Raw genomic sequence first — 16,517 nt, 5'->3', positions numbered from 1 at the left:
GCCCGCAGTCCGCCGGAGGCGCATCCTTGCCGAGTAACGATTCCTTCGTCCACCTCCACGTGCACAGCGAGTACTCGATGCTCGACGGTGCAGCGCGGGTGAAGCCGCTGATCGACGCGGCGGTCGAGGAGGGCATGCCGGCCATCGCCGTGACCGACCACGGGAACGTGTTCGGCGCCTTCGACTTCTGGCGCACCGCGACGGCGGCGGGGATCAAGCCGATCATCGGCACCGAGGCCTACCTCACCCCGGGGACGCACCGCTCCGACAAGACCCGCATCCGCTGGGGTGACGGCGGAGGGGACGACGTGTCCGGCTCCGGCGCGTACACCCACATGACGCTGCTCAGCTCGACCACGACGGGCATGCACAACCTCTTCCGCCTCTCCTCGCGCGCGTCGATCGAGGGCTACTACTTCAAGCCGCGCATGGACCGCGAGATCCTCTCGCAGTACTCCGAGGGCCTGATCGGCACCACGGGCTGCCCGAGCGGCGAGGTCCAGACGCGCCTGCGCCTCGGCCAGTACAAGGAGGCCCGCCAGGCGGCCGCCGACTACCGCGACATCTTCGGCAAGGAGAACTTCTTCGCCGAGATCATGGATCACGGCCTCGACATCGAGCGGCGGGTGATCGGCGACGTCATCCGGCTCGCGAAGGACCTCGACCTCCCGCTGGTCGCCACCAACGACCTGCACTACACGCACGCGCACGACGCGACCTCGCACGCGGCGCTGCTCTGCGTGCAGTCCGGGACCACCCTCGACGACCCCAAGCGCTTCAAGTTCGACGCGGACGAGTTCTACCTCAAGTCGCCGCGCGAGATGCGCCAGGTCTTCCGCGACCACCCCGAGGCCTGCGACAACACGCTCCTCATCGCGGAGCGCTGCGACGTCCAGTTCGACACCTCGGCGAACTACATGCCGCGCTTCCCGGTGCCGGAGGGCGAGACCGAGGACACCTGGTTCGTGAAGGAGGTCGAGGCCGGACTGCGCGAGCGCTACCCGGACGGCATCTCCCAGGAAGTGCGCGACCGGGCGGACTACGAGACCCGCGTCATCCTGCAGATGGGCTTCCCCGGCTACTTCCTCGTCGTCGCCGACTTCATCAACTGGTCCAAGCGCAACGGGATCCGGGTCGGTCCCGGCCGCGGCTCCGGTGCCGGCTCGATGGCGGCCTACGCGATGAAGATCACCGACCTCGATCCGCTGCGCCACGGCCTGATCTTCGAGCGCTTCCTCAACCCCGACCGCGTGTCCATGCCCGACTTCGACGTCGACTTCGACGACCGTCGCCGCGGCGAGGTCATCCGCTACGTCACCGAGAAGTACGGCGACGAGCGCGTCGCGCAGATCGTCACCTACGGCACCATCAAGGCGAAGCAGGCTCTCAAGGACGCCTCGCGCGTCCTCGGCTTCCCGTTCGGGATGGGCGAGAAGCTGACGAAGGCCATGCCGCCCGCGATCATGGGCAAGGACATCCCGCTCAGCGGCATCAACGACCCCGCCCACGCGCGCTACAAGGAAGCGCTCGACGTGCGCAACGTCATCGCCGAGGACCCGCAGGCCAAGCTGGTCTTCGACACCGCGCTCGGGCTCGAGAACCTCAAGCGCCAGTGGGGCGTGCACGCGGCCGGCGTCATCATGTCCAGCGATCCGCTGCTGGACATCATCCCGATCATGAAGCGGGAGCAGGACGGCCAGATCGTCACGCAGTTCGACTACCCCGCGTGCGAGTCGCTCGGGCTGATCAAGATGGACTTCCTGGGGCTGCGGAACCTCACGATCATCGACGACGCCCTCGACAACATCCGCGCCAACCGCGGACAGGACCTCGTGCTCGAGGACCTCGAGCTCGACGACCAGGCCGCCTACGACCTCCTCGCCCGCGGCGACACGCTCGGCGTGTTCCAGCTCGACGGCGGCCCGATGCGCGGCCTTCTCCGACTGATGAAGCCCGACAACTTCGAGGACATCTCCGCAGTCCTCGCGCTCTACCGGCCGGGCCCGATGGGCGCCGACTCCCACACCAACTACGCGCTGCGGAAGAACGGCGTGCAGGAGATCACCCCGATCCACCCGGAGCTCGAGGAGCCGCTCTCGGAGGTGCTCGGAGGGACCTACGGCCTGATCGTGTACCAGGAGCAGGTCATGTCGATCGCGCAGAAGCTAGCGGGCTTCACGCTCGCGCAGGCCGACCTGCTGCGGCGCGCGATGGGCAAGAAGAAGAAGTCCGAGCTGGACAAGCAGTTCGAGGGCTTCTCGGGCGGCATGATCGCCAACGGCTACTCGATGGAGGCCGTCAAGACCCTCTGGGACATCCTGCTGCCCTTCTCCGACTACGCCTTCAACAAGGCGCACTCGGCGGCGTACGGCGTCGTCTCCTACTGGACGGCGTACCTCAAGGCGCACTACCCCGCGGAGTACATGGCCGCGCTGCTCACCAGCGTCGGCGACTCCAAGGACAAGATGGCCGCCTACCTCAACGAGTGCCGGCGGATGGGGATCAAGGTGCTCCCGCCGGACGTCAACGAGTCGATCGGCTTCTTCACCGCAGTCGGCACCGACATCCGCTTCGGCCTCGGCGCCGTCCGCAACGTCGGCATGAACGTCGTCGAGGGCATCCGGGCCGCCCGCGAGGAGAAGGGGCGCTTCGAGACGTTCCACGACTTCCTCCGCAAGGTGCCGCTGCAGGTGACCAACAAGCGCACCATCGAGTCGCTCATCAAGGCCGGCGCCTTCGACTCGCTCGGCTCGACCCGCCGCGCCCTGGTCGAGGTGCACGAGGACGCCGTCGAGGCGGCGGTGGGGGAGAAGCGCAACGAGGCGAACGGCCAGGTCGGCTTCGACTTCGACAGCCTCTGGGACGAGCCGCAGGCCGCGATCCAGGTGCCCGAGCGGCCCGAATGGGCCAAGCGCGACAAGCTCGCCTTTGAGCGCGACATGCTCGGGCTCTACGTGTCCGACCATCCGCTCGCCGGACTCGAGACCGAGCTCGCCAAGCACTACAGCACCACGATCGCCGACCTGCTGATCTCGGAGACGATCGCCGACGGCGAGACCGTGGTCGTCGCGGGCCTCGTCACGAGCGTCCAGCACCGCATGGCCAAGGCCTCCGGCAACCAGTACGGGATGATCCAGGTCGAGGACTTCGGCGGCGAGATCACCTGCATGTTCATGGGGAAGGCGTACCAGGAGTTCGCCCCGGCGCTCACGAACGACTCCATCGTCGTCGTCAGAGGCCGCGTCAGCATGCGCGACGACGGGATGAATCTGCACGCGTTCAGCCTGTTCGCCCCCGAGATGAGCCAGGACGGCGACTCGGGACCGCTCACCGTCTCGATGCCCGAGTCGCGCGCGACCACCGACACGGTCTCGCAGCTCAGCGACGTGCTCATCCGCCACTCCGGCCAGACCGAGGTGCGCCTGAAGCTCATCAAGGGCGACACGGCCCGCGTGTTCGAGGTGCCGTTCCCCGTGCGCATCACCCCGGACCTCTTCGGCGAGCTGAAGAGCCTGCTGGGGCCGAACTGTCTGTATTGAATTCCGAGCCGGTCCCCGACCGGCTCGGCGCGGTCGGCTGGGGAGGGTGGCCGGGTTCGTGAGAGCGTCGTGCGTCCGGCTACGACGATCCGCTGACACGCGGATCGCCGGTTCGCCTCGGAGGGTGCGGCGAGAGGGTGGCGGATCGGAGGGCGAGCCTGCGGCCGCCGGTGTCCTCCTGGTGGTCGAGTAGCCGCGCGGCGGCGTATCGAGACCGGGCGAGCGCCCGTAGATGCTGGTCGAGTAGCCGCGGAGCGGCGGATCGAGACCGGGCGAGGGCCGGGCGGGACGGGGTTCGGGCGGGGGAGCGCGCGGCGAGGGAGCGGGGGAGGGCGGCGCGTAGACTGGGGCGGCCATGATCCAGACTCTCGACCTCCGCGGCCGTCGTCCCTCCTCCGCCGAGCTCCTCGCCCTCGTGCCCCGCAATCCGGGCACGTCCGCCTCCGTCGGGCCCGTCGTCGCCGAGCTGATCGCCGACGTCCGAGAACGCGGCGCGGAGGCGCTCCTCGACCAGGCGGAGCGGCTGGACGGCGTGCGCCCCCCGCACCTCCGCGTGCCCGCCGAGCAGATCGCCGAGGCGCTCGACCGCCTCGACCCGGCCATCCGCAGCGCACTCGAGGAGGCGATCGCGCGCGTCCGCCGCGCCAGCGCCGCACAGATCCCCCCGCCCCGCACCACCGAGCTCGACGACGGCGCCACGGTCACCCAGCGCTGGCAGCCCGTCGCCCGCGCCGGGCTGTACGTCCCCGGCGGCAAGGCGGTCTACCCGTCGAGCGTCGTCATGAACGCCGTGCCCGCGCAGGCCGCCGGAGTCGCCTCCATCGCCCTGGTCTCGCCGCCGCAGAAGGCGTTCGGCGGCTCCGTCCACCCCACGATCCTCGCGGCGGCCGCTCTGCTCGGCATCGACGAGGTCTACGCGGTCGGGGGCGCCGGAGCCGTCGCCGCACTGGCCTACGGCGTCGACTCGATCGGGCTGGATCCCGTCAGCATCATCACCGGGCCGGGCAACGTCTGGGTCACCACCGCGAAGCGCCAGGTGCTCGGCCAGGTCGGCATCGACTCCGAGGCGGGCCCGACCGAGATCCTCGTGATCGCCGACGACTCCGCCGACCCGCGCCTTGTCGCCGCCGACCTGGTCAGCCAGGCCGAGCACGACGAGGCCGCCTCCGCGGTCCTGGTCACCGACAGCGCCGAGCTCGCCGCCGCCGTCGAGCGCGAGGTCGCCGCCCAGGCCGCTGCCACCCACCACGCGGAGCGCGTGGCCATCGCACTCGACGGCCCGCAGTCCGCGCTCGTGATCGTCGACGACCTCGAGCTCGCCTGCGCGTTCAGCGACGCCTACGGCCCCGAGCACCTCGAGCTGCACACGGCCGACCCCGTCGCGACGGCCGAGCGGATCCACGACGCCGGCGCGATCTTCCTCGGTCCGACCACCCCGGTGAGCCTGGGCGACTACCTCGCCGGCTCCAACCACGTGCTCCCGACCCTCGGGCAGGCGCGCTTCTCCTCCGGGCTCGGCGCCTACACCTTCCTCCGGCCGCAGCAGCTGATCTCGTACGACCGCGGTGCGCTCGAGCGCGTCGCCCCGCACATCCGCGCTCTCAGCGACGCCGAGGCGCTGCCCGCCCACGGCGACGCCGTCGACGCCCGCTTCGCCTGAGACCGAGAGGCCCTCGATGTTCTGCCCCTTCTGCCGGCACCCCGACTCCCGAGTGATCGACTCGCGCACGAGCGACGACGGCCTCTCGATCCGCCGCCGCCGGCAGTGCCCGTCGTGCGGCCGGCGCTTCTCGACGACCGAGACCGCGAGCCTCGTCGTGATCAAGCGCAGCGGAGTCGTGGAGCCGTTCAGCCGCGAGAAGATCGTCAGCGGCGTCCGGAAGGCCTGCCAGGGCCGGCCCGTCACCGACACCGATCTCGCCGTCCTCGCGCAGCGGGTGGAGGAGAGCATCCGCTCCACGGGCGCGTCGCAGATCGACGCGAACGACATCGGCCTCGCCATCCTGCCGCCGCTGCGCGAGCTCGACGAGGTCGCCTACCTCCGCTTCGCGAGCGTCTACCAGGCGTTCGACTCGCTGGACGACTTCGAGTCTGCGATCACCCTGCTCCGCGCCGAGCGCACCTCCGTGCCCCACAGCGCCGACGAGATCTGAGGCCCGGGTGTACCCGCTCCTGTTCCGCACCGTCCTGCGCCGCCTCGACCCGGAGCGGGCGCACCACCTGAGCTTCCCGGTGATCCGGGCCCTCGGAGCCCTCGCTCCGGTCCTGCGCCGGACCACCGTCCCGCGCGGAACGCCCGCGGTCGAGACGCTCGGCCTCCGCTTCGAGACCCCGTTCGGCGTCGCGGCCGGCTTCGACAAGGACGCCACCGCGGTCCTGGGCTTCGGCGCGCTCGGCTTCGGACACGTCGAGGTCGGGACCCTGACCGCTCGGGCGCAGCCGGGCAACGACCGGCCGCGCCTCTTCCGGCTGATCGCGGACCGCGCCGTCGTCAACAGGATGGGCTTCAACAATCACGGCGCCGAGGCCGCGGCGCAACGGCTGATCCGGCTGCGCAGCGCGCGCCGCCGCCCCGTGATCGGCGTGAACATCGGCAAGAGCCGGGTGGTCGAGGTGGACGACGCGATCGAGGACTACCTGATCAGCACGCGCCTGCTCGCGCCGCTCGCCGACTACCTCGTCGTGAACGTCAGCTCGCCGAACACCCCCGGGCTCCGCGGCCTGCAGGAGATCGACCGCCTCGAGCCGCTCCTCGCGGCCGTCAAGGACGCCGCCGACACGACGCCCCTGCTGGTCAAGATCGCCCCGGACCTCTCCGACGACGAGGTCGGCCGGGTCGCCGAGCTCGCCGTCCGCCTGGGTCTGGACGGGATCATCGCGACCAACACCACACTCTCCCGGGAGGGCCTCTCGACCGACCGCGCCGTGGTCGAGGCGGCCGGCGCCGGCGGCCTCTCCGGTGCCCCGCTGGCCGCGCGCTCGCTCGAGGTGCTCCGCGTGATCCGCGGCGTCGTCCCCGCGGCCTTCTGCGTGATCTCCGTCGGAGGAGTCGAGACGGCCGAGGACGTGCGCGAGCGCCTCGACGCGGGCGCCACCCTCGTCCAGGGCTACACCGCCTTCATCTACCGCGGGCCCCTGTGGGCTCGGGACATCAACCGGGGACTGGCCCGCGCCTCCTGACCCGCCGTGCACCACGAAGGGCCCCCGGAGCCGCGCGAGGCGCGACCGCAGGGGCCCTTCGTGGTCCGCCGTCCGACTACTCGGGGAAGGCGCGGCGCTTGACCTGGGGCTTCGGCAGTCGCATGACGCGCAGCTGGAGGGCGCGCATCGCGGCGTACCAGCGGATGCCCTTCTCGACCTTGTCGGCGCCGTAGCGCTCGGCGAGCTTCCGGCGCATCCGCATGCCGAGGAGGATGCAGTCGATCACCGCGAGGAGGAAGAACACCCAGAGGATGACGAGCGTCGCGTACTGCAGCTCCGGCTGCGGGAAGAAGCTCAGCAGCAGGACGACGACCATCACCGGGATGAGGAACTCGCCGAGGCTGAAGCGCGCGTCGACCCAGTCGCGCACGAACTTGCGCTGAGGACCCTTGTCGCGCAGCGGCAGGTAGCGCTGGTCACCGGCGGCCAGGCCGATGCGGGCCTGCTCGCGTGACACGGCGGCCTTCTCGCGGGCGTCGCGGGCGGCCTGCTTGCGGTCGGTGACGACCAGCGGACGCTTGCGGGCCAGCTCCTGCTCGCGCCGGGTCGGCGTCGGCCGGCCCTTCCCGGAGCCGGGCGAGCCGGCGTCGTCGGGCGTGTCGGTTGCGATCGGGTGCTTGGCCACGGGGAACGTCCTTGGAATCGGGGGTCTCTTAAGATTACCTCCATGGCTCACGACGCTCCGACTCCGCCCGCACTCTCCTCCGACGAGGAGGCCGTCCTCGCCGCCGTCCGCGACGATCTGCCGCGCTCGCTCGCCCAGCTCGGGCAGCTCGTGCGGATCCCGTCCGTCTCGTGGGACGGCTTCGACGCCACCCGCGTGGCCGCCAGCGCCGAGGCGATCGCCGAGCTCGCGCGCGAGACGGGCGTCTTCGACGACGTCGCGATCCACAGCGCCACGATCGACGGCACCGACGTGCTCGGCCAGCCTGCCGTCCTGGCCACCCGCGCCGCCCGCAACGGAGCGCCGACCGTCCTCCTCTACGCCCACCACGACGTTCAGCCGCAGGGCGCCGAGTCGGCGTGGGAGACGCCTCCGTTCGAGCCGACCGTGCGCGGCGACCGCCTGTACGGGCGCGGTGCCGCCGACGACAAGGCGGGAGTCGTGTCCCACCTCGCCGCGGTGCGCGCACTCCGCGAGGTCGCGGGCGAGGACCACGACCTCGGGCTCGTCCTCTTCATCGAGGGGGAGGAGGAGTTCGGGTCGCGCTCGTTCCCCACCTTCCTCCGCGAGCACCACGACGCCCTCCGCGCGGATGCGATCATCGTCGCCGACAGCGACAACTGGGACGTCGACACCCCCGCGCTGACGGTGGGCCTGCGCGGCAACGTCACCTTCACCCTCACCGTCAGCACTCTCGCGCACGCCTCGCACTCGGGCATGCTCGGCGGAGCGGTCCCGGACGCGATGCTTGCGGCGGTCCGCCTGCTCGCGACGCTCTGGAACGAGGACGGCTCGGTCGCCGTCGCCGGCCTCACCGAGCACGACGGAGCGGTGCCCGAGACGACCGAGGAGGACCTCCGCCGCGACTCCGGGCTGCTCGACGGGGTCTCGCCGATCGGCACCGGCGCGATCCTCTCGCGCCTGTGGTCGAAGCCGGCCGTCACGGTCACCGGGATCGACGCGCCCAGCGTCGTCGACGCCTCCAACACCCTGGTCCCGTCCGTGCGCGTGAAGATCAGCGCCCGCATCGCCCTCGGCCAGGACGCGGAGGAGGCCTTCGCCGCCATCGAGAGCCACCTGCGGGCGAATTCCCCGTTCGGCGCTCAGCTCGCGATCGAGGACGTCGACACCGGCAGCCCCTTCCTGGTCGACGCGACCGGCTGGGCCGTGGACCTGGTGAAGGGCGCGATGGCGGACGCGTGGGGACGCGAGCCCCTCGAGACCGGGATCGGCGGGAGCATCCCGTTCATCGCCGACCTCGTGCGCGAGTTCCCCGAGGCTCAGATCCTCGTCACCGGTGTCGAGGACCCCGACTCGCGCGCGCACAGCCCCAACGAGTCGCTGCACCTGGGCGTCTTCAAGCGCGCCGCGCAGACCGAGGCGCTGTTCCTGCTTCGCGCCGCCGCTCACCGCGACTGACCACCGGTCGTGGAATACCCGGGTGACCACCCGGGTTGCAGCCGTAGAATCCCGGAAGGCACGACGACCGTTCCGCCCGTCCCCTGAGGAGTGACATGTCAGACACACTGACCGACCAGACGGCGACCCCCCTCGCCACCCCGCCCAGCGCGGCCCACGGCGTCTCGATGACCCCGACCGCCGCCGCCAAGGTCAAGAGCCTGCTCGAGCAGGAGGGCCGCGACGACCTGCGCCTGCGCGTCGCCGTGCAGCCCGGCGGCTGCTCCGGCCTCATCTACCAGCTCTACTTCGACGAGCGCACCCTCGACGGCGACGCCGCGGTGGAGTTCGAGGGCGTCGGCCTCGTCGTCGACAAGATGAGCGTCCCCTACCTCGACGGCGCCTCGATCGACTTCGAGGACACCATCCAGAAGCAGGGCTTCACCATCGACAACCCCAACGCGGGCGGCAGCTGCGCCTGCGGCGACAGCTTCCACTGACGCCGCGCGGCCCCGGGCCGCAGCGCCTCCGAACGGCGTCCGACAGTCCACTCCGGTGGCCCGTCGGGCGCCGTTCGTCATGACTGCACCACTCGGCCGGGACGTCAAGAGCGGGTCGTCGTGCACCGGGCCGCCGGAGCGGAAGGGTAGGCTGGAGCCGGTCTAATACAGTTTCGTGTGAACTGGTCCCCAGTCTTCCGAAAGGTCACCGGTGCGCTTCAATCGCCGAATCCGCAGATGGGTCGCTGCCCCCGTCGCAGGAGCCCTCGCCCTCGTCCTCGCGGGCTGCACGCAAGAGCAGCTCCAGGGCTGGCTCCCCACTGAACCCGGCACGACGAACCACGTCGACCGCGTCATCGGACTCTGGGTCACCTCCTGGATCGTCCTGCTCGCCGTCGGCGTCGTCACGTGGGGTCTCACCATCTGGGCGGTGGTCGTCTACCGCCGTCGCAAGGGGCAGACCGGCCTGCCGGTCCAGCTGCGCTACAACATGCCGATCGAGATCTTCTACACGATCGTGCCGCTGATCCTCGTGATCGGCTTCTTCGCCTTCACCGCGCGCGACCAGGCCGCGATCGAGCAGCCCTACGACGACCCGGACGAGACCATCCAGGTGTACGGCAAGCAGTGGGCGTGGGACTTCAACTACGTCGACGAGGACGTCTACTCCGCCGGCATCCAGGGCCAGTACCAGGAGGGCGGGGACGCCGCCGGCTCGCTCGTCGAGTCCGAGATCCCCACGCTCTACCTGCCCGTCGGACAGAAGATCAAGATCCAGCTCGACGCGCGCGACGTGATCCACTCCTTCTGGGTCGTCGACTTCCTCTACAAGAAGGACATGATCCCCGGCAAGACGAACTACATGTACGTCACGCCGCTCAAGGAGGGGACCTACGCCGGCAAGTGCGCCGAGCTCTGCGGCGAGTACCACTCCGCGATGCTCTTCAACGTCAAGGTCGTCTCGCAGGGCGAGTACGACGACTACATCCAGTCGCTGCGCGACGCGGGCCAGACCGGCCAGCTCGGAGCCGAGTACAACCGCAATTCGAACCTTCCCGGAACCGGCGCGCCGGCCCGCGAGAACGAGGAGTAAGGGAGCATGAGCACCGCCACGGCACCCCGCCCGACGCGCACCGCCGGCACTCCGCCGGTCCAGCGCAAGGCGAACGTCCTCGTCCGCTGGATGACGTCGACCGACCACAAGGTCATCGGGTACATGTACCTGATCACGTCGTTCATCTACTTCTGCATCGCCGGCGTGATGGCACTCGTCATCCGCGCCCAGCTGTTCGAGCCCGGCCTGAACGTGGTCGAGACGCGCGAGCAGTACAACCAGCTGTTCACGATGCACGGCACGATCATGCTGCTGATGTTCGCGACGCCGCTCTTCGCCGGGTTCGCCAACGTCCTGATGCCGCTGCAGATCGGCGCCCCCGACGTCGCGTTCCCCCGCCTCAACGCCTTCGCGTACTGGCTCTACAGCTTCGGCTCGCTCATCGCGGTCGCCGGATTCGTCACCCCGCAGGGTGCGGCGTCCTTCGGCTGGTTCGCGTACGCGCCACTGTCGAGCACGACGTTCTCACCAGGGCTCGGCGGCAATCTCTGGGTCTTCGGCCTCGCGCTCTCGGGCTTCGGCACGATCCTCGGCGCGGTGAACTTCATCACGACGATCATCACGATGCGCGCCCCCGGCATGACGATGTTCCGGATGCCGATCTTCACCTGGAACATCCTGGTGACGTCGATCCTCGTGCTGCTCGCGTTCCCGGTGCTCGCCGCCGCGATGTTCGCCCTCGGCGCCGACCGGGTGTTCGACGCCCACATCTACGATGCGGCCAACGGCGGTGTCCTGCTCTGGCAGCACCTGTTCTGGTTCTTCGGCCACCCCGAGGTGTACATCATCGCGCTGCCGTTCTTCGGCATCGTGTCCGAGGTATTCCCGGTCTTCAGCCGCAAGCCGATCTTCGGCTACAAGACGCTGATCTACGCGACCATCGCGATCGCCGCCCTCTCCGTGACGGTGTGGGCGCACCACATGTACGTCACCGGATCGGTCCTGCTGCCGTTCTTCTCGCTGATGACCATGCTCATCGCGGTTCCGACCGGCGTGAAGATCTTCAACTGGGTCGGCACCATGTGGCGCGGATCGGTGACCTTCGAGACCCCGATGATCTGGGCGATCGGCTTCCTGATCACCTTCACCTTCGGTGGACTCACCGGCGTGATCCTCGCGTCGCCCCCGCTCGACTTCCACGTCTCGGACTCGTACTTCGTGGTGGCGCACTTCCACTACGTCGTGTTCGGAACCGTCGTCTTCGCGATGTTCTCGGGCTTCTACTTCTGGTGGCCCAAGTGGACCGGCAAGATGCTGAACGAGACGCTGGGCAAGTGGCACTTCTGGCTGCTGTTCATCGGCTTCCACACCACCTTCCTCATCCAGCACTGGCTGGGCGTCGTCGGCATGCCGCGCCGCTACGCCAGCTACCTGCCCGAGGACGGCTTCACCTGGATGAACCAGGTGTCGACGGTCGGAGCGATGATCCTCGCGGTGTCGCTGATCCCGTTCTTCCTGAACGTGTACATCACGGCCCGCAAGGCGCCCAAGGTGACGGTGAACGACCCGTGGGGCTTCTCCCGGTCGCTCGAGTGGGCCACCTCGTGCCCGCCGCCCCGCCACAACTTCACCTCGATCCCGCGCATCCGCAGCGAGGCCCCGGCGTTCGACCTCAACCACCCCGAGGCCGGCATCCCCGTCGGAATCGGTCCGGCGAAGGACGCTCCGGACGCCCCCACGTACGACAAGTCCGAAGGCACGGTGAAGTAGGGCCATGCGCGCCAACGTCAATCTCTTCTGGCTCCTCGCGGGCTTCTTCCTCCTCGCCGACATCACGTACATCGTGTGGTCGCTGCTCGACACGGGCCAGGTGGAGTGGGTCGGCACCGTCGGCATCGGCCTCTCGGCCGTGCTGGGCGCGTTCATCGCGTTCTACGTCGGCCGCGTCCACAAGGCGCAGGGTGCCGAGCTCCCCGAGGACCGCCTCGATGCGGACATCGATGACGGAGACCCCGAGCTGGGCTTCTTCAGCCCGTGGAGCTGGTGGCCGCTGATCCTGGGCGGTTCCGCGGCCCTCGGATTCCTCGGCCTGGCCGTGGGGTTCTGGATCACCTACATCGCCGTCGGACTCTTCCTAGTCGCCATCGCCGGCTGGGTGTACGAGTACTACCGCGGGTACTTCGCCCGCTAGGGCGCATCGCACGGCCGAGGGCCGGGTGCACGAGGGCTTCGGCTCCGTGCACCCGGCCTTTTCGCTTATCCAGGAGGAAGCGATGCGCGGTCGGGGCCCGGTCGGCTCGGCCGTTCGGCTGCGTGCAGGGGCGTCATTCGCCGATCGGTGGCGGATCGAGCCTCCCGGTGAGAGCCGGGACCTCCCGGTGAGGGCCGGGGCCTCCCGGTGAAGGCCGGGGCCTCCCGGTGAGGGCCGGGATCGCTCAGTGAGGGATGAGGAGGTGAGCTGGATCTCTCGCGGTGTCCTGCTGGCGGGACACCGAGGCGTCCTGCGCGGAGGAACTCGTCTGGGCACCTCCCGACGGCCCGCGACGTGGAAGCTCGCAGGGCAGTGCAGCGGGCGGCGCCGAGCAGGAGCGTCGGCCCGCGTCATCACCCCTACGGGGCTGCGCTGCGACGGCTCCTGCTCCGGTCAGGGGTGAGCGGGCTACGCCTGTGGCGGCTCTCCTGTGCGCCTATGGGTGTGCCGACGGCGGTGGCGCGCTACGGATCGCGGATACTGCTGCGCCTGCGGCTGTAGTGGGCCTGCTGCGCCTGTTCTGGCGCCTGCGCCGCCCTGCGGACGTCTGCACACCGTTCCGAACCCAGCGGAGCCCGCACCCCGGCGGAACCGCGCGCGCCCCTGCGGCTCTCGGAGCTCCTCGGTACGGCTAGCCGGTCGTGCCGGTCGGCGCGAGGACAGGGAGCCTGAGACGCCGCTGCAGCGACGGTCGTCGATGTCGGAGGTCGCCTCCTCGGTCTCACCGGCGAGCGTCGCCGTCGCCGATCACAGAGGGTTCGACCGTGAGTGGGGGAGGGCAGTCCTGATAGGCCTGCTGGGAATGGGTACCCTCGAACCGATCCGGAGCGTCTCGACGTGTACGGGGACCGGGGACCTCACCGGACGACCACACTGCGAGCACGCAGAGGGGCTGGCTCACTCCATGATCGGATGGCGGCGGACGTCTCCAGCTCGGCGGTGAGACGGCGTCTCGTGATTCAAGGAGCGGAGGTCTCGAGGTCCGGAGTATCGCCCCACGTTCCTGCCGGCTTGTCGCCGTCGAGGCGCTGTGATCCGGTCTCACCGGCTCTCGGTCCACCGCCGACCTCCACCGCGCCGGAGGACAGGCGCTGCCCCGCTGCAGGAACGACGAAGGGCCCGGACGAATGAACGTCCGGGCCCTTCGGGGGGAGGATCAGTGCTCGCTGTGCGAGCTCTCGAGCTCCTTCTGGGTGACGGGGGTGATCCGGTCCTCGAAGAACCAGCGGGAGAGGCCGGCGCGGACGCGCTGCGGGGCGGTGATGCGGCCACGCGAGTCCGGACGGATCATCAGGGGCTCGTACTCGTCCTGACCGACGAGCTTCCAGCGCTCGTACTCGTCGAGCTGCTGGTGCACCTCGATGAACTCGCCGCCGGGGAGGCGGACGATGCGGCCCGACTCGAAGCCGTGCAGCGCGATCTCGCGGTCCTTCTTCTGCAGCGCCAGGCAGATGCGCTTGGTGATGAAGTACGCGATGAACGGACCCGCGATGAGCAGGAACTGCAGGCTGTGGATCACGCCCTCCATCGTGAGGTGGAAGTGCGTCGCGATGAGGTCGGACGAGGCGGCGGCCCAGAGGACGGCGTAGAAGCTGACTCCGGCGGCGCCGATCGCGGTGCGGGTCGCGGCGTTGCGCGGGCGATCGAGCAGGTGGTGCTCGCGCTTGTCACCGGTGATCCACGCCTCGAGGAACGGGTAGAGCATGACCACGGCGATGAACAGTCCGAGACCGACGAGCGGGATCAGGATGTTGAACGACAGGGTTCCGATGCCCGGGATGGCCCACTCGAGTCCCGGCGGGACGAGGCGCAGGGCGCCGTCGGCGAAGCCGATGTACCAGTCGGGCTGGGTTCCCGCGGAGACGGGCGAGGGGTCGTACGGGCCGTAGTTCCAGATCGGGTTGATCGTGAACAGCGAGGCGATGAGGACGACGACGCCGAAGACGATGAAGAAGAATCCACCGGCCTTCGCGGCGTAGACCGGCAGCACCGGGTAGCCGACGACGTTCTGCTCGGTCTTGCCCGCACCGGGGAACTGGGTGTGCTTGTGGACGACCACGAACACGAGGTGCAGGGCGATGAATGCGAGCACCAGCGCCGGCAGCAGCAGGATGTGCAGCGTGTAGAGGCGGCCGACGATGTCGGTGCCCGGGAACTCGCCGCCGAAGAGCAGGAACGAGATCCAGGTGCCGACGATCGGGATGCCCTTGACCATGCCGTCGATGATGCGGAGGCCGTTGCCCGAGAGCAGGTCGTCGGGGAGCGAGTAGCCGGTGAAGCCCTCGGCCATCGCGAGGATGAAGAGGACGAAGCCGATGACCCAGTTGAGTTCGCGGGGCTTGCGGAACGCACCGGTGAAGAAGATACGCAGCATGTGCAGGCCGATCGAGGCCACGAACAGCAGTGCCGCCCAGTGGTGGATCTGCCGCATCAGCAGGCCGCCGCGGATGTCGAAGGAGATGTCGAGCGAGGACGACATCGCCGCCGACATCTCGATGCCCTTGAGGGGCAGGTAGCTGCCCTCGTAGTGCGTCTCGACCATCGAGGCCTGGAAGAAGAAGGTGAGGAAGGTGCCCGACAGCAGGATGATGACGAAGCTGTAGAGCGCGACCTCGCCGAGGAGGAAGGACCAGTGGTCGGGGAAGATCTTGCGACCGAACTCCTTGACGACCGCGGAGATGCTCGTGCGCTCGTCGATGTAGTTCGACGCCGCTCCGACGTACCCCTTCTGGAACTTGCCGGATCCGAGGATGACGCCGTCCTCGGGCTCCGCGGGGGAGCTGGAGGGGCGTGAGGGGGTGGTGGTGGACATGTGAGTCATCGCTCCCAGAAGGACGGTCCGACGGGCTCCGTGAAGTCGCTTCTGGCGACCAGGTAACCCTCGGCGTCGACGGTGATGGGGAGCTGCGGAAGCGGACGCTTCGCCGGGCCGAAGATGACGGCGGCCTCGCGCGTGATGTCGAATTGCGACTGGTGGCACGGGCACAGCAGGTGGTGGGTCTGCTGCTCGTACAGCGCCACAGGGCAGCCGACGTGCGTGCAGATCTTGGAGTAGGCGACGATTCCGTCGTAGTTCCAGGTCTCGCGACCCTCACTGACGATGAGGTCCTCCGGCTTCAGGCGCATCAGGAGGACGGCGGCCTTGGCCTTCTCCTCCAGCTTGCCCTCGGCGTCGTTGAGGCCCTCGGGGATGACGTGGAAGGCGGATCCGAGGGTGACGTCCGATGCGAGGATCGGCGCTCCCGACGGGTCCAGGGTGAGCCTCGTGCCCTCTTCCCACAGGGTGGTCTTGAGGAGGGCGACGGGGTTCTGGTCCTGCGGGCCGAGGCCCCGGAACAGGATCACGGCGGGCAGGGGGAACACGACGAGGGAGGCGATCAGGCTGTTCCGGACGAGGGAGCGGCGGCCGAAGCCGGACTCCTTGTCGGACTGGTCGAAGATCTCGAGCGCACGGGCGCGGGTGGGCTCCGCGCTGCGGACGGGGTGGCGGATGTCGATGCCCTCGTGGTCCGACATCAGCTGCTTGCCCCAGTGGACGGCGGCGATGCCGATGCCCAGGAGCGCGAGGGACATGCCCAGGCCGATGAACAGCGTGTTCAGCCGGACCGACGCGACGTCCTCGGTGATCGGGAACGCCATGTAGGCGGCGACCGCGAAGATCGAGCCCGCGAAGGAGAGGTAGAAGAGCGTGTACACCGTGCGCTCGGCACGCTTCTCGACCTTGGGGTCGAGGTCGGTCATCCGGGGGCGGTGCGGCGGGAGGCCCGGGTCCTGGACGCGGTCCCGCGTCACGACCGCGGTGCCGGCCGGAGCCGTTCCGTGCCCGGTGGCCGACGAGGTGGCGAGGTCCGTGCCACCCTCATCGTGCTCTGCCATGGTTCTCCTTTTCACGCCGTGTCGGCACCAGTCG

12 protein-coding genes are annotated in these 16,517 nt (G+C 69.5%); 9 read left to right on the top strand and 3 right to left on the bottom strand.

Annotated elements, in window-relative coordinates; all coding sequences use genetic code 11:
* Positions 1-77 precede the first annotated feature (77 nt).
* The 4 genes from dnaE (at position 78) to C5C57_RS07150 (ending at position 6,719) form a co-directional block, all read left to right on the top strand.
* Positions 78-3,539, top strand: a complete 3,462-nt coding sequence (dnaE, locus tag C5C57_RS07165; RefSeq protein ID WP_244229655.1) for a DNA polymerase III subunit alpha — start codon at positions 78-80, stop codon at positions 3,537-3,539.
* A 355-nt stretch (positions 3,540-3,894) separates the two neighbouring features.
* Positions 3,895-5,199, top strand: coding sequence for a histidinol dehydrogenase (hisD, locus tag C5C57_RS07160; RefSeq protein WP_104246755.1), 1,305 nt, complete (start codon positions 3,895-3,897; stop codon positions 5,197-5,199).
* A gap of 16 nt (positions 5,200-5,215) precedes the next feature.
* Entirely contained in the window at positions 5,216-5,692 is a 477-nt protein-coding gene (nrdR, locus tag C5C57_RS07155) for a transcriptional regulator NrdR (protein WP_104224657.1), read from the top strand.
* A 7-nt stretch (positions 5,693-5,699) separates the two neighbouring features.
* Positions 5,700-6,719: a quinone-dependent dihydroorotate dehydrogenase gene (locus C5C57_RS07150; RefSeq protein ID WP_104224656.1), complete on the top strand. Its 1,020-nt coding sequence runs from the start codon at positions 5,700-5,702 to the stop codon at positions 6,717-6,719.
* A gap of 76 nt (positions 6,720-6,795) precedes the next feature.
* Here C5C57_RS07150 and C5C57_RS07145 read toward each other — a convergent pair whose 3' ends face one another.
* Complete coding sequence (locus tag C5C57_RS07145) at positions 6,796-7,365, bottom strand: DUF3043 domain-containing protein (protein WP_181027102.1); 570 nt, start codon at positions 7,363-7,365, stop codon at positions 6,796-6,798.
* Between the two features lie 42 nt (positions 7,366-7,407).
* Between C5C57_RS07145 and C5C57_RS07140 the strand changes: the two genes are divergently transcribed.
* The 5 genes from C5C57_RS07140 to C5C57_RS07120 all read left to right on the top strand — a co-directional run bounded on the left by C5C57_RS07140 (position 7,408) and on the right by C5C57_RS07120 (position 12,547).
* Complete coding sequence (locus tag C5C57_RS07140) at positions 7,408-8,823, top strand: dipeptidase (RefSeq protein ID WP_104297457.1); 1,416 nt, start codon at positions 7,408-7,410, stop codon at positions 8,821-8,823.
* A 95-nt stretch (positions 8,824-8,918) separates the two neighbouring features.
* Positions 8,919-9,302: an iron-sulfur cluster insertion protein ErpA gene (gene erpA, locus C5C57_RS07135; RefSeq protein ID WP_104224654.1), complete on the top strand. Its 384-nt coding sequence runs from the start codon at positions 8,919-8,921 to the stop codon at positions 9,300-9,302.
* A 211-nt stretch (positions 9,303-9,513) separates the two neighbouring features.
* On the top strand, positions 9,514-10,395 hold the full coding sequence (coxB, locus tag C5C57_RS07130; protein ID WP_104224653.1) for a cytochrome c oxidase subunit II: 882 nt from the start codon (positions 9,514-9,516) through the stop codon (positions 10,393-10,395).
* A 6-nt stretch (positions 10,396-10,401) separates the two neighbouring features.
* On the top strand, positions 10,402-12,126 hold the full coding sequence (ctaD, locus tag C5C57_RS07125) for a cytochrome c oxidase subunit I (RefSeq protein ID WP_104224652.1): 1,725 nt from the start codon (positions 10,402-10,404) through the stop codon (positions 12,124-12,126).
* 4 nt (positions 12,127-12,130) lie between these two features.
* Positions 12,131-12,547 carry a cytochrome c oxidase subunit 4 gene (locus C5C57_RS07120; protein ID WP_104224651.1) on the top strand — a complete coding sequence of 139 codons (417 nt, stop codon included), beginning with the start codon at positions 12,131-12,133 and terminating at the stop codon, positions 12,545-12,547.
* A gap of 1,216 nt (positions 12,548-13,763) precedes the next feature.
* On the opposite strand, the gene C5C57_RS07110 is transcribed toward C5C57_RS07120, so the two are convergent.
* Positions 13,764-15,419, bottom strand: coding sequence for a ubiquinol-cytochrome c reductase cytochrome b subunit (locus tag C5C57_RS07110; protein WP_104224650.1), 1,656 nt, complete (start codon positions 15,417-15,419; stop codon positions 13,764-13,766).
* Positions 15,420-15,424: 5 nt separating this feature from the next.
* Positions 15,425-16,483 carry a ubiquinol-cytochrome c reductase iron-sulfur subunit gene (locus tag C5C57_RS07105; RefSeq protein ID WP_104225358.1) on the bottom strand — a complete coding sequence of 353 codons (1,059 nt, stop codon included), beginning with the start codon at positions 16,481-16,483 and terminating at the stop codon, positions 15,425-15,427.
* Positions 16,484-16,517: the final 34 nt, after the last annotated feature.

Source organism: Rathayibacter sp. AY1C5, from assembly GCF_002931705.1.
Classification (GTDB): domain Bacteria; phylum Actinomycetota; class Actinomycetes; order Actinomycetales; family Microbacteriaceae; genus Rathayibacter.
The sequence above is the reverse complement of the archived record's forward strand: the minus strand, read 5'-3'. Positions and strand labels throughout refer to the sequence as shown.